Consider the following 13,963-nt stretch of genomic DNA (forward strand, 5'->3'; position numbering starts at 1 on the left):
ACAACTATACCATTTTTTGTTCTTTTTCACAAGAATTCTTTCCAAAAACTTACAGCTTTGTCCTTCATCCCGCAGAATTCGTCTTTTTCCGCATGGTTCCCGGGTTTTTGCTTTCTGCGCTCAGTTTCACATGTCTAACTTTCGTTCGTTATATTTTTAACAACTTTTCGTCATACGTGTTAGTTTTTGTCCTTCTTTTCTACATTTTGTAGGATGTATCCGCCAAATTTCCTGTCTGATTTTCGTTTCTGCTGCCGCCAGACGCAAAAAAGACACGGATTTTTCTGTTCCGTGTCTTTTTTGCTCTGTTTTTTCTGTTTTTGCTTCTATTCTTCTGTTTCACGGGCCGTTGCCGCTTCGGCAAATGCATTTCCATATTCGGCAAGCGCCTCTTTTGCATAGACGGCATCTGACCGGTACGGCACATTTCCGTTTCCGACGTGTATCGTCACGTCCGCGCCTTTTCCAAGGATCAGAACAACCTCTCCCGGTACGGCGCCAAGAATCGCCTCCCGGATTGCTGCTCCGCGGTCCATGCGGATCTGGAAGGATGCACCTTCCTTTGCTATGTATCCGCCGATCTCCTCACAGATCGCCTGCGGATCTTCGTTTCCCGGATCATCCGGTACGAGGAAAATCCGGTCCGCCCGTTTTCCGGAAATCTCACCCATATCTTTTCTGCGGTTGAATGCTTTTCCGCCCGGGGCTCCAAACACAACGCTTACGCGGCTTCCCGGGTATTCGAGTGCTACGGTATCAAACATTTTTTCAAAACTCAGGCCATTGTGTGCGAAATCCACGATCGCTGTGACCTCGCCCGCGCTGCTCTCATACGTCTCCATCCTTCCCGGAACGGTGACGCCAAGGAGGCTTTCCTTGATCAGCGAAACCGGGATTCCCATCGACCAGGCAGCCGCAATGGCAGCTACGGCATTCTCCACATTGAAGGCTCCGTGCACCGGCAGGGTAAAATCTTCCGAGAAATCCGGTCCTGCCACATGGAAATAAAATTTTCCTCTGCCCGGCTTGATATCACTCACGCGGATTACAGCATTTTCTTTCGATCCAAACGTAACGACGCGCTCACATTTTGCCGCAGCTTTCAGGATTTCCTCGATATGATCGCTGTCCAGGTTCACGCAGGCGCAGGTGCAGCGGTCGAAGATCTTTAATTTCGACTGGAAATAATCATCAAAATCCTTGTGCTCCGTCGGGCTGATGTGGTCCTCGGAGATGTTCAGGAAAATGGCGGTATCAAAATGCGTGTTTCCGACTCTCTCGTATTTGAGCGCCTGGGAGGATGCTTCCATCACCATATGGGAAAGGCCTGCATCTACGGCATTGCGCATATGGCGGCACAGCTCCAGGGATTCCGGCGTGGTGAGCGTTGATGCTTCTCTCGTCTTTCCGTCGTAATATTCAATCGAACTTAACAGTGCACATCCGTTTCCGCCCTGTTTTTTCAGGCAGGCATCGAGCATCGACTGCAGGTAGTAGGCTGTCGTTGTCTTTCCTTTTGTTCCGGTCAGCGCCGTGACATGCAGCGACTTTGCCGGATAATCGTAAAACGCCTCACCCAGCACAAACTGTGCTTTTCTGGCATCGTTGACGATGAGCGCCGGAATTTCTTTTCCCGCTTCGTATTTTTTTTCACTTACATAGGCAACAGCACCGCGGTTTACGGCGTCTTTTAAGTATGCCTCTTTGAATGCAGCTCCTTTGCAGAGAAACAGCGTTCCCTGATCCGCTCCGCCCGAAAAATACGTTACGAGGGTAACGGGTCTGTCCTCTCCTTCTTTTCCTTCCGGCTCTGCAAATTCCACCAGAAGGCCTTCCTGCTCCAGAAGTTTCTTATATTCTAATACCGACTGTTTCATAGGATATCTTCCTCTCTTCTATGGGATTCTTTTTCAGCTTTCCTAAAATCCAGGCTCCATTATACCAGAATTGAAACAGCTTGTCCATCTTGCGGCACAGCTTACATCATCTGCGCATTTTTCTCAAAAAGAGAACGAAGCGTTTTTGCGCAGTACAGGTACGCCGGAACTAGAAACAGATCGGCGAGAATCCATGCCACCGGGCTTGCGAAGCAGACTGCGGTGTAACCAAAATACGGAACCAGGAAAAAGGCTACCACCGAACGGCCGATCATCTCGCAGACGCCGGCAAGGATTGCAAATTTGCTGAAGCCCATGCCCTGCACGGTAAAGCGTACGACATTGACAAGGGTCAGCGGAATGTAAAATACCATGTTGATCAGCAGCATCTGACGCGCCTGATCGAGGATGACCGTCTCGGATGCATCCACAAAAAGAAGCGAGATCTGGCGGGACCACAGGAACATGACGCCTAAGATGACCACGGAATACACGCTTCCAATGATCGAGCTTGCCAGGATTCCAGTGTGGACACGATCCATCTTTTTCGCTCCGACGTTCTGTCCGGCGTACGTTGCCATGGTAGAGCCAAGTGCATCGAACGGGCAGCAGCAGAACATGGAAATTTTACCGGCAGCGGTGACAGAGGCAACCGCGGTGGAACCAAGTCCGTTGACGGCGGTCTGTAAAATAACGCTTCCGATCGCGGTGATCGAATACTGCAGTCCCATCGGGATTCCCATGTTGCAAAGGTTAATCACATAGTGCTTGTGCAGCTTCCAGTCCTCCCTCGTAAAGGTGAGGATGGTAAATTTTTTCTTCATATAAAAGAGACATAAGAATCCGGAGATTCCCTGCGCGATAATTGTTGCCCACGCAGTTCCTGCCACACCCATCGGGCGGACCAGCACAAGGTCGAGCACGATATTCAGCACCGACGAGATGCCAAGGAAAATCAGCGGGGAACGGCTGTCGCCGAGGCTCCGCATGATCGCTGATGTCTGGTTATAGAGCACCATCAGCGGAATGCCGAGGAAAATGACAAAGATATAGGCGTATGCACCGTCCAGAATATCGGACGGGGTTTTCATCAGAATCAGAATGTCACGGCACCAGATACAGACCAGAACCGTCATCGTTATGGAAAAGAGTCCGGCCAGGACGGCTCCGTTTCCTACATACCGGCACAGCGCTTTTTTATCGCCTGCACCGAACATCTGTGCAACCGGAATTGCAAATCCATTGCAGATTCCCATACAGAATCCCACGATCATGAAGTTGATCGAGCCTGTGCTTCCAACGGCTGCGAGTGCTTTCGCGCCTAAGAATTTTCCTACAATAATGGTATCGACCATGCTGTAAAACTGCTGGAACAGCATGCCGAGCAGCAGCGGCAGCGCAAACCCCAGAATCAGTTTTACCGGGCTGCCGTTTGTCAGATCTTTTACTGCACTTTTCTTTATTGCCATGTGATGTCCTCCCTGTTTTTGTGTGTTTTTGCTTCCCCTTTTTGTCGAATCTCATGCCATTTTATATCTTGTTTTCCCGGAATGCAATCCCGTAATACTGACGAATTGCATGACGGTTTTTCGTCACTTTTACGTGTTTTTGACGTGGGCACATCGTTTTATTTTCTGCATGCGCAAAAACAGCTGCAGCCGGCTCCCACCCTGGGAACTCTGGCCGCAGCCGCTTTACTGCTTTTTTCAAAATTTTTAATCTGCAAGTGCTTTTTTCTTCCACTGCAGCAGAATCATCACTGCCACAAGCGCCGTCAGGAAATCCGAAACCGGCTGGGAGGCAATAACACCGGAAAATCCGGCGATCTTTGATGCACAGATAATGACAATGGCAAAAATCACACCCTGACGTCCTGCTGAGAGAATCAGTGCGCCTGCCCCATTTCCGATTGCCTGGAAAATACAGGTCGATGCGAGTACGATACCTGCAAACGGCATACCGATGAGCTGGACGCGTAGGATCTGCTGGGCGACTGCGATTACACTGGCATCTTTTAAGAACAGTCCCACCAGAAGCGGAGCCGCCGCACCGAGCACAATCGCCATTCCGGCACCGGTCAGTACTTCCAGAAGGAAGGCGAAACGGATTGTCTCGTTGAAACGTTTTTTGTTCTTTGCACCATAGTTGTATCCGACCAGCGGCTGTCCGCCGAAGGCAAAACCAACCATGACAAGAACGGAAATCATAATAATTTTGAGGGCAATTCCCATCGCTGCGACTTTGTCGGTTCCATACGGCTGTAAAAAGCGGTTCGTCAGCGTCACGCCGATGCTCTGCATGAAGTTGGTGACAGAGGCCGGAATGCCGATTGCAAGGACAGCCAGAACTTCCGCGCCGGTCACTTTCAGTTTCCGGAAATCGACGGAGAGATAACGGCATTTCTTTATTATAAAAATCACATAGAAAATATCGCCGCAGATATTGCCAAGCACCGTAGCAATCGCAGCACCTGCCGCTCCCAGGCCAAGGGTGTAGATAAAAACCGGGTCGAGAATGATGTTGACCACGGCTCCGATCATCGTTCCGATCATGGATGCTTTGGCAAAACCTTCGGTGCGCACCAGGTTGTTCGGTGTCAGCTGGACAATGATAAACGGTGCGCCGAGTGCAATCCACTGGTAATAGTCCCCCGCATACTGCCACGTCGTCTCATCGCAGCCGAGCAGGCCAAGAATCGGCTGTTTTGCGACAAGCAGAATGATGCTGACCACAATGCCGACAGCAATCGCTGCATAAAAGCAGAATACGCTGATCCGTCTTCCGTCCTCGTACTCTTTTTTGCCGAAGAGACGCGAAATCACAGAACTTCCGCCGACGCCGAAGATGTCTCCGAGTGCGATCATCAGCGTGAAAATCGGCGTGCCGAGCGATACGCCGGCGATCAGTGCGGTGTTTCCGGTCCGCGCGATGAAGAAGGTATCTACCATATTATAGATCAGCGATACCACCATGCCGAGCACGACCGGGAGCGCGAGCGTCATATATGCTTTTGACACTTTGGTTTTCTCAAACAATTCATTTTCCATTTTGAAAACTCCCCTTTTCTCACTTTTTCCTGAATCACTTTCTCACGCGGCGAAACAGCAAGTGTTTCACTGCTGAGTGAACTGTAACTTTCCTTTTGTCCTCGTGTATCTTAGCAGACTTTCTTGCTTTTTATTGTGTCATATGTCACAATAAGGAAGAAAAAACAGATTCTTTAAGAGGGGATTTTTTCTATGAAACGAATCTTTGATCCGGCTCTGCTGGACTTTTATCTTCAGAAATATGAGATTCCGTCGCTTTTTAACACCCCGGATCTCGCCTTTTCCCTGTACCAGTTTGAAAAGGGAGAACGCCTCGACATGCTGAACCCTGAGGAATATCTCTCATTTCTTGTGAACGGCTCCATTGAGATCAGTGCCAACCGCGCCGACGGCACCAGCTATCCGATCGGCTATCTCGACAGCTTTACCTGCATCGGCGATATGGAATTCTGCGGAAAGCGCGATGATACGCACCAGATTGAGGCACGCACCACCGCGCTTTGCATTGTCCTGCCGCTTGGCACCGCCAAAGAGTTTCTGCTTGACGACAACCGCTTTTTACGTTATCTTTTAACCTCCGTCACAGAAAAACTGATGCTTTATTCCAGCTCTCAGTCCAATTTTTCCACGCTTGAGGAAGCATTCCTCTCCTATCTGTCAAAGCGCTGCCCGGATCAGACCTTTTCCGGTGTAGAAAAAATGGCCATGCAGCTCCACTGCAGCCGCCGCCAGCTCCAGCGCGTTTTAAAAAAACTGCTGGAAGAGGGACGGCTCACGAAGTTATCCAAAGGCTCCTACCGCCTTCGCTGAATATTTAACTGAATTTTTTCCGGATTTCCTCTGCCGCTTTTACCATATTCCGAAGGCTCGCATCTGCCTCCGGCACACCTCTTGTCTTCAGTCCGCAGTCCGGGTTGACCCACAGTTTCTCTTTCGGAATTTTTGTGAGCATCACCGTAAGGCTCTGCACCATCTCCTCCACAGACGGAACACGCGGAGAATGAATGTCATAAACGCCAGGTCCAACCTCTGTCTCAAAATGATTTTTTCTTAAGGAATCCAGAATCTGCAGATCCGAACGCGATGCTTCAAAGGTGATGACATCCGCATCCATATCATCGATGGCCGGGATGATGTCGGTGAATTCACTGTAGCACATATGGGTGTGAATCTGCGTTTCCGCTTCGACTCCGCTGTGTGTCAGGCGGAATGCCGGGATGGCAAAATCAAGATACTCGCTGTACCAGTCTGATTTCCGCAGCGGCAGCTTCTCGCGAAGGGCAGCCTCGTCGATCTGAATCATGCGGATTCCATTCGCCTCAAGATCGAGCACCTCGTCGCGGATCGCCAGGGCAATCTGAGAAATCGATTCCCTGATGGAGATATCTTCTCTCGGGAACGACCAGTTGAGGATCGTAACCGGGCCGCTCAGCATTCCCTTCATGATTTTTTTCGTCAGGGACTGCGCATAAACAGACCAGGCAACGGTAATCGGACTCTTACGGTATACATCACCCCAGATAACCGGCGGTTTTACGCAGCGGGTTCCATACGACTGTACCCAGCCCTTCTCTGTGAACAGGAAACCGCCAAGCGCCTCACCAAAGTACTCTACCATATCATTTCTCTCATATTCGCCGTGTACCAGCACGTCGAGTCCGATCTCCTCCTGCCATGCAACACACTCCGCAATTTTTGCACGATTAAAGGCTTCGTACTCTTCCTTCGTCTTTTCCCCTTTCCGGTAAGCCGAACGATTTGCTTTGACATCCCTGGTCTGCGGGAAGGAACCGATCGTTGTGGTCGGAAACTCCGGCAGGCCAAATTCCGCTTTCTGCAGTTTCTGCCGCTCGCTCCGCTTCGGCAGACGTACGGCATCCTGTTCGGTGATGCGGGACAGGCGCTCACGCACCCCGTCATTTTCACAGTCTCTCTTCTCCGCAAAAAGTCTGTGATTGTTCTGATAACTCTCCGCTTTTGTATAGTCCGCAAGGTCTGCTAAAACTCCAAGTTCCTGCAGCTCCGTCAGCTTTTCCTCCGCAAAAGCAAAATAAGCGCTGCATTCCTTTGGAAGCTTTGTTTCATGCTTCAGCGTGTAAGGCACATGAAGCAGAGAACAGGAAGTGGAAAGTACGACAGAAATGTTCTTTTCCTGCAGGCCTTTCACCGTCTGCAGTGTTTTCTCGTAATGATTCTTCCAAATATTCTTTCCATTGACGAGTCCCGCAAACAGGATTTTGTCAGCCGGAAAGCCGTACGCTTCGATCAGGCGCACCGTCTCTTTTCCCTCCAGAAAATCAAGGCCGATTCCGTCGAAATCCATTGCGGTGAGATCCTGGTAAACATCCCTTACATCACCGAAATATGTCTGCACCAGAACACGGCAGTTTCCTTTTTCCTGCAGAACCGCGTCATAAAGGCGGTGGAACAACTCCACATCCTGCGCATCCATATCGCGGACAAGGGCCGGCTCATCAAACTGTACCCACGCAATCTGCTGTTTCTGACACTCCTTCAGCAGTTCCTGATAGGCTGCTGTGAGATCCCCGATGAAATCCTCCGCTTTCTTTTCTCCGGTGAATCTGCAAAGCTTCAGCATCGTGTAGGCTCCAATCACAACCGGTTTTGTCGCAATGCCAAGCTCTTTTGCCTCCGCATACTCATCAAAAAGCTTGGACGCGGAAAGATGGATGACGGTGTCATCTTCTGCTTCCGGTACAATATAATGATAGTTGGTGTTGAACCATTTTTTCATTGCCAGTGCTTTTACATCACCGGATGTACCCTGATATCCTCTTGCCATGGCAAAGTAGGTATCCAGTGCGGATAACTGCAGCTCCTGATACCGTTTTGGAACGATTCCAAGCAGTACGGCCGTATCGAGTACCAGATCGTAATGTGAAAAATCGTTGCTGGAAATAAACGTAATTCCGGCCTCTTTCTGTGTCATCCAATGTGCTTTCCGCAGATCTTTTGCTGTCTGCAGCAGCTCCTCCGCTTTGATCTCGTTCCGAAAATATTTTTCAGAAGCAAATTTTAATTCCCGCAGGGTACCGATTCTCGGAAACCCAATCACTGATGTCTGCATAGCCTTCTCCTCTTCCTGTTCGTTTTCATCCAAAGTGTTTGTTGTCCTTTCGACAAACTGTATTATACGCGACAGTTTCCGATTTGAAAAATACTGAAAAAAACAGGTTGCCCATAGTTTCAAGCTATGGACAGCCTGTTCTTTGTTTACTCCAGATATTTTTTTAAACATTCCAGGTACGCAACGCCAATGCTGCTGCGTCTTCCTTTTTTATGTGTGATGTAGCCGATCCGCATTTCGCTCTCATCGGCGAGCAGAACGGCGATAATGTCCTTTCCATTCAGATTTTCGTCGATCACGCCGCTGCACACGGTATATCCGTTCAGGCCGATCAGAAGGTTGAACAGCGTGGCACGGTCGCGCACGCGGATGTTTTTCTTCCGCTCCGATGCCGAAAAGATTTCCTCAGAAAAGTAGAACGAATTGTGCTCACCCTGCTCAAACGAGAGGTACGGATATTCTTCGAGTTCTTCGTTGGTGATCACCGTCTGCTGTGCCAGCGGATGATTTCTGCTGATGAAAACGTGCGGCCTTGCGACAAACAGAAGATGAAATTCCAGTTCCTGCGCTTTTAAAAGCTTCGTCAGCACCTTTTCGTTAAAATCGTTTAAAAACAGAATCCCAATCTCGCTGCGCATCCGCGCCACATCCTCGATGATCTCGTACGTCTGTGTCTCCCGGAGGCTGAAATCGTACTCCTTCTGTCCATATTTCTGGATCAGATCCACAAACGCATTGACGGCAAAGGAGTAATGCTGCGTCGACACGCAGAACTGTTTCTTTCCGCCGTCTTTTCCCTTGTACTTATCCTCCAGGATCGCCGCCTGCTCAAGCACCTGACGCGCGTAGCCAAGAAAATCATCTCCCTCCTTCGAGAGGGTGATTCCCTTGTTTGTCCGGTTGAAAATCACAAGGTTCATCTCTTTTTCAAGTTCATGAATCGCATTTGTAAGGCTCGGCTGGGAAATGTACAGCCGGTTTGCCGCCTCTGTGATGGTTCCCATCTCCGCTACGGTCACCACATATCGTAACTGCTGCAGTGTCAAGCAGTTACTTCCATTCCGGGAGAATCGATGTTCCGATCGTGCCCTCCGGCATTTCCACGCCGAAGTTTTCTGCAACGGATGCGCCGATCACGGCGAAGGTGTCCTTCGTCTCCTGAAGGCCGCTTTCCTTCATGGACGGTGAGTACGCAAGGAGCGGCACCTGTTCTCTGGTGTGGTCCGTTCCGGTATAAGTCGGGTCGTTGCCGTGGTCTGCCGTGATCAGGAGCAGATCGTCGTCTTTTAACTGCTCCAGTAGCTTTCCAAGGTTCACATCGAATTTTTCAATCTCTTTTCCGTAGCCTTCCGGGTTTCTTCTGTGGCCCCAGAGTGCATCGAAATCGACGAGGTTGACGAAGCACAGTCCGGTAAAATCTTTTCCTGCCGTCTCGATCGTCTGCTCCATGCCGTGGACGCTGCTCTTGGATTTCAGGCTCTCCGTGATGCCCTCTCCGCAGAAAATATCGTTGATTTTTCCGATGCTGATAACATCGTATCCTGCCTCCTGCATCGCATTCAGCACGGTTTTTCCCGTCGGTTTGACAGCGTAGTCGTGACGGTTTGATGTGCGGACAAACTCTCCTTTTTTCTTTCCGACGTACGGTCTTGCAATGACACGGCCGACTTTCCACTCGTCTTTCATCGTCAGCTCACGGGCAATCCCGCAGTAATGATACAGCGTCTCCAGTCCCATCGTCTCCTCATTGCCGCAGATCTGCAGTACAGAATCCGCCGAGGTATAGACGATCAGTTCTCCATTTTCGATCTCGCGCTCGGCCAGCTCATCGAGGATCTCCGTTCCGCTCGCCGCCTTATTGCCGATGATCTTTCTGCCGGTTCGTTTTTCCAGCTCGTCGATCAGTTCTTTCGGAAATCCGTGGTCGGTGAACGTAACGAACGGCTTTGTCGTGTAAATTCCCATCATCTCCCAGTGGCCGGTCATGGTGTCTTTTCCGTTGCTCGCCTCGTTCAGTCTTCTGGCGTAACCCTTTGCCTCATCCTCTGTCACACCGCAGAGATTTCCCATGCCGAGGCGGCGCAGGTTCGGGATTTCAAGGCCTCCCTGACTCTCCCAGATGTGGCCGAAGGTATTGACACCGACATCCCCAAACTTCTCCGAATCCGCCATCGCCCCGATTCCGAGAGAATCCAGGACGATCAGAAAAATACGGTTATATTTTCTCATACTCTTTACTCCTTTCTTTTTAACTCAGCTCAAACATTCCATGATAGAGCTGATAATATTTTCCTTTCTGTGCCAGAAGTGCGTCGTGGTCGCCGCGCTCTACGATATTTCCCTGCTCCAGCACCATGATCGCATTGGCGTTTCGCACGGTGCTTAAGCGGTGGGCGATGACAAATACGGTTCTGCCCTCCATGAGCTGGTCCATTCCTTTTTCGATCAGCGCCTCGGTTCTGGTGTCAACGGAGGATGTTGCCTCGTCAAGAATCAGCACCGGCGGATCGGCAACGGCGGCACGGGCAATCGCGAGAAGCTGGCGCTGGCCCTGGGAGAGGTTGGCTCCGTCGGAGGTCAGCATCGTGTCGTAGCCGTTCGGCAGACGGCGGATGAAGGAATCCGCATTCGCAATTTTGGCCGCACGTTCAATTTCTTCCTGCGTGGCATCGAGTTTTCCAAAACGGATATTTTCTGCTACGGTTCCCGTGAACAGATGGGTATCCTGCAGAACGATACCAAGGGAGTGGCGCAAAGCGTCTTTTTCGATATCTTTTACGTCAATGCCGTCGTAGACAACCGCACCGCCCTGGACGTCGTAGAAACGGTTGATCAGATTCGTGATCGTCGTTTTTCCGGCTCCTGTGGAACCGACAAAAGCAATTTTCTGGCCTGGTTTGGCATACAGGCTGATGTTCTTTAAGATCAGACGGTCTGCCGTGTAGCCGAAATCCACGTTTTCAAAACGCACATCGCCCTTTAATTCCGTCATCGTTCCGTCCGGGCGCTTCCATGCCCAGCGGCCTGTTGTCTCTTCGCAGACGGCAAGTGCGCCGTTCTCTTCTTTTACGTTGACCAGTTCCACTTTTCCCTCATCGATTTCCGGCTCCAGGCTCATCACGTCGAAGACACGCTCCGCACCGGCGAGCGCTGAGAGAAGGAAGTTGCTCTGCTGGGTGAACTGGTTGATCGGAAGCGCCGCCTGGCGGACAAAGACAAGGTAGCTTGCCAGGCTTCCGATATCGGCTTTTCCGTGCAGGGCGAGAAGGCCGCCGAGCACTGCCACAATCGCATAATTGACATACGAAATGCTGACAACGACAGGAACCATCGTCGCCGCATACCCCTGCGCGCCGGTTCCCGCTTTCCGGAGCTCCTCATTCTTTTTGCAGAATTCCGTAAAGCTCTCTTCTTCGTGGTGGAACACCTTGACGACTTTCTGTCCGGTGATCAGCTCCTCAATATAGCCATTCAGTTCTCCGAGGCTGTTCTGCTGCTTCGTATAATAACCCTTGCTGCGCTTTCCGCTGAACTTGATATACCAGAACATGATACCGTAGCACACCGTTACAATCAGCGAGAGCCGCCAGTTCAGGACATACAGCAAGGTCAGTGTTCCCACAATCTGGATGAAGCTCTGGATAACCATCGCAAAACTGTTGTTCAGGGCATCTGCCATCGTGTCGATATCGTTCGTGAAAAGACTCATGATATCGCCGTGGCGTCTGCTGTCGAAAAACTGCAGCGGCAGTGTCTGGACGTGTTCGAACAGATCGCGGCGGATATCAAAGACAACCTGCTGTGCTGCTTTTACCATGGTCTGCGTGTAGCCGTATGCTGCGAGTGCGCCGCACCCGAAAATGAGTGCCGTAATCAGCACGCCGCGCAGCAGTGTATGCACATCTCCGTCTGCCAGTCCGTTGACGACCGGGCGGATCATATACGTTCCCAGGAGATTAGCTCCCGCGCTGATGGTAACGAGTACCGCTACAACCGCCAGCATTTTTTTGTGCCGTCCCAGATAAGACAGAAATACGCGCAACGTATGTTTTAAGTTCTTTGGTTTCTTTCCGCTATAAGCTCTCGCTGCCATTTTCGTCTCCTCCCTTCATCTGCGATGCGTAAATTTCCTGGTAAATCGGATCGTCCGCCAGCAGTTCCGCGTGTGTACCGATCCGGTGAATCTTTCCATCATCGAGAATGATGATCTGATCCGTATTCATAACGGATGTTACTCTCTGTGCGATGATAATCTTTGTAACATCCTTCCGCGCCGCCAGCGCTTCCCGAATCTTTTTCTCCGTCGCTGTATCGACAGCACTCGTGGAATCATCAAAAATCAGAATTTTCGCCTTTCCGATCAGTGCACGTGCGATGCAGAGGCGCTGCTTCTGGCCGCCGGAAAGGTTACTTGCGCCCTGTTCAAGTACGGTATCAAGTCCATCCGGCATGCGGTTTAAGAATTCATCTGCACACGCCGCCTGGCATGCTTCCCAGATCTCCTCATCGGATGCATCCGCATTGCCCCATTTCAGATTGTCACGTACAGTTCCGGAGAACAGCACATTTTTCTGCAGGATAATATTGACCGCATTGCGGAGAGCAGCAAGATCATACTCCCGCACATCCCTTCCGCCGACACGGACGGTGCCGCAACTGGTGTCGTACAGACGCGGAATGAGCTGCACCAGCGTCGTTTTCGAAGAGCCTGTTCCGCCGAGGATTCCAACCGTCTGGCCGGCTTTTATCTTCAGCGTAACATCCAGAAGTGCGTACTCTTTTGCTTCTTCTTTGTACTTAAACGATACGTTGTCAAACTCCACGCTGCCCTCCGGAACTTCTGTTGCACCGTTTTCCGGTGAGGTGAGAACGACCTTTTCATCGAGTACCTCAACAATCCGGTGCGCACTTGCCATGGAGCGTGTCAGAAGCAGAAATACATTCGCGATCATCATCATGGAGTTCATGACCTGCATGACATAGCTCAGGAAACCGGTTAGATTTCCGACGGCAAGCTGTTTTTTCAGGATCATATTTCCACCGAACCACAGGATCAGCACGATTGCCGTATACATAACACTCTGAAAGGCAGGCAGATTCAGCACAGCGTAGTGAAATGTCTGTTCACTTTCCGCAGTCAGATCTGTGTTAACCTCGTTGAATTTATTCTCCTCATACTCATCCCGTACAAACGCTTTCACAGCACGGATCGTAGTCAATCCTTCCTGAATGACATTGTTCAGGCGGTCTACCACCGACTGCAGTCTGGTATACATCGGAGCGACTTTTCGTACGATCAGGGAAAGAATAAAGCCGAGAAGCGGTGTACACACAAGAAAAACGAACGCCAGCCGCGGATTCATATAAAATGAGAGACCGATTCCCATAATCAGAAGAGAAGGTCCCCTGGTGATCGGGCGGAACCCGGCGCTCACCATGTTCTGGATAACTGTGACATCTGTTGTCATGCGGGTGATCAGAGACGACACCGCAAAGTGGTCGAGGTTTGAGAATGCATACCGCTGCATTTTCTCATACTCCGCCTTCCGGATCTCGGCTCCCCAGCCGTACGTTGCGCGCGCCGCAAAGTGCGCGTATAAAATTCCGGTCACAAGCGCAAAAAGCGCACAGATTCCCATCTGAATTCCCTTGCGATAAATATAAGAGAGATCGCCGTTCGCAATACCAATGTCGATCAGATTGGAAATCAGGATCGGAATAAAAAGTTCAAAACACGTTTCTACCAATACCAGCACCGCTCCGAAAATCATGTCCCGTTTGTAAGGGCCTGCATACGAGAGCAGACGCTTCATATCATTCATCTTCTGTCATATCCTCCTTCAGCTGTTTTTCGGAGTTCATTTTACCATACCCCGACGCAGTTTTCAACGCGCCGGGGTATCCTGTTTGCTGTTCTTTTTTTATAATATTACAGTTCACTGGTTCCCAGC

The 13,963-nt window shown here is 50.5% G+C and carries 9 protein-coding genes; 1 reads left to right on the plus strand and 8 read right to left on the minus strand.

Features of this window, described 5'->3' with window-relative positions; translation table 11 throughout:
* Positions 1-326 precede the first annotated feature (326 nt).
* The 3 genes from ACY2VW_RS02290 to ACY2VW_RS02300 all read right to left on the minus strand — a co-directional run bounded on the left by ACY2VW_RS02290 (position 327) and on the right by ACY2VW_RS02300 (position 4,924).
* A complete protein-coding gene (locus tag ACY2VW_RS02290) occupies positions 327-1,877 on the minus strand; it encodes a Mur ligase family protein (RefSeq protein WP_461876834.1) in 1,551 nt (516 codons plus the stop codon).
* A gap of 101 nt (positions 1,878-1,978) precedes the next feature.
* Positions 1,979-3,346 carry an MATE family efflux transporter gene (locus ACY2VW_RS02295; RefSeq protein WP_461876835.1) on the minus strand — a complete coding sequence of 456 codons (1,368 nt, stop codon included), beginning with the start codon at positions 3,344-3,346 and terminating at the stop codon, positions 1,979-1,981.
* Positions 3,347-3,592: 246 nt separating this feature from the next.
* Entirely contained in the window at positions 3,593-4,924 is a 1,332-nt protein-coding gene (locus ACY2VW_RS02300; protein ID WP_461876836.1) for an MATE family efflux transporter, read from the minus strand.
* 192 nt (positions 4,925-5,116) lie between these two features.
* On the opposite strand from ACY2VW_RS02300, the gene ACY2VW_RS02305 reads away from it, so the two are divergent.
* Positions 5,117-5,734, plus strand: coding sequence for a hypothetical protein (locus tag ACY2VW_RS02305; RefSeq protein ID WP_461873279.1), 618 nt, complete (start codon positions 5,117-5,119; stop codon positions 5,732-5,734).
* 4 nt (positions 5,735-5,738) lie between these two features.
* Here the strand turns inward: ACY2VW_RS02305 and metE are convergent, their stop codons facing one another.
* From metE to ACY2VW_RS02330, 5 genes are all read right to left on the minus strand, one after another.
* The gene (metE, locus tag ACY2VW_RS02310; RefSeq protein ID WP_461876837.1) at positions 5,739-8,012 is read right to left on the minus strand and encodes a 5-methyltetrahydropteroyltriglutamate--homocysteine S-methyltransferase; all 2,274 of its coding nucleotides are present in this window, start codon (positions 8,010-8,012) and stop codon (positions 5,739-5,741) included.
* A 146-nt stretch (positions 8,013-8,158) separates the two neighbouring features.
* The gene (locus ACY2VW_RS02315; RefSeq protein WP_461876838.1) at positions 8,159-9,058 is read right to left on the minus strand and encodes a LysR family transcriptional regulator; all 900 of its coding nucleotides are present in this window, start codon (positions 9,056-9,058) and stop codon (positions 8,159-8,161) included.
* A 4-nt stretch (positions 9,059-9,062) separates the two neighbouring features.
* The gene (locus ACY2VW_RS02320) at positions 9,063-10,241 is read right to left on the minus strand and encodes a phosphopentomutase (RefSeq protein WP_461876839.1); all 1,179 of its coding nucleotides are present in this window, start codon (positions 10,239-10,241) and stop codon (positions 9,063-9,065) included.
* 19 nt (positions 10,242-10,260) lie between these two features.
* Positions 10,261-12,105, minus strand: a complete 1,845-nt coding sequence (locus ACY2VW_RS02325; protein WP_118741710.1) for an ABC transporter ATP-binding protein — start codon at positions 12,103-12,105, stop codon at positions 10,261-10,263.
* Positions 12,086-13,834, minus strand: a complete 1,749-nt coding sequence (locus ACY2VW_RS02330) for an ABC transporter ATP-binding protein (protein ID WP_461876840.1) — start codon at positions 13,832-13,834, stop codon at positions 12,086-12,088. Before ACY2VW_RS02330 ends, ACY2VW_RS02325 begins: the two co-directional genes overlap by 20 nt.
* Between the last annotated feature and the right edge of the window lie 129 nt (positions 13,835-13,963).

The sequence above is a fragment of the Fusicatenibacter sp. genome, from assembly GCF_977045365.1.

Excerpts from the sequence above, each read along its gene's own strand:
- ACY2VW_RS02290 (WP_461876834.1), bottom strand. The coding sequence starts at position 1,877 with ATGAAACAGTCGGTATTAGAATATAAGAAACTTCTGGAGCAGGAAGGC.
- ACY2VW_RS02295 (WP_461876835.1), bottom strand. The coding sequence starts at position 3,346 with ATGGCAATAAAGAAAAGTGCAGTAAAAGATCTGACAAACGGCAGCCCG.
- ACY2VW_RS02300 (WP_461876836.1), bottom strand. The coding sequence starts at position 4,924 with ATGGAAAATGAATTGTTTGAGAAAACCAAAGTGTCAAAAGCATATATG.
- ACY2VW_RS02305 (WP_461873279.1), top strand. The coding sequence starts at position 5,117 with ATGAAACGAATCTTTGATCCGGCTCTGCTGGACTTTTATCTTCAGAAA.
- metE (WP_461876837.1), bottom strand. The coding sequence starts at position 8,012 with ATGCAGACATCAGTGATTGGGTTTCCGAGAATCGGTACCCTGCGGGAA.
- ACY2VW_RS02320 (WP_461876839.1), bottom strand. The coding sequence starts at position 10,241 with ATGAGAAAATATAACCGTATTTTTCTGATCGTCCTGGATTCTCTCGGA.
- ACY2VW_RS02325 (WP_118741710.1), bottom strand. The coding sequence starts at position 12,105 with ATGGCAGCGAGAGCTTATAGCGGAAAGAAACCAAAGAACTTAAAACAT.
- ACY2VW_RS02330 (WP_461876840.1), bottom strand. The coding sequence starts at position 13,834 with ATGAATGATATGAAGCGTCTGCTCTCGTATGCAGGCCCTTACAAACGG.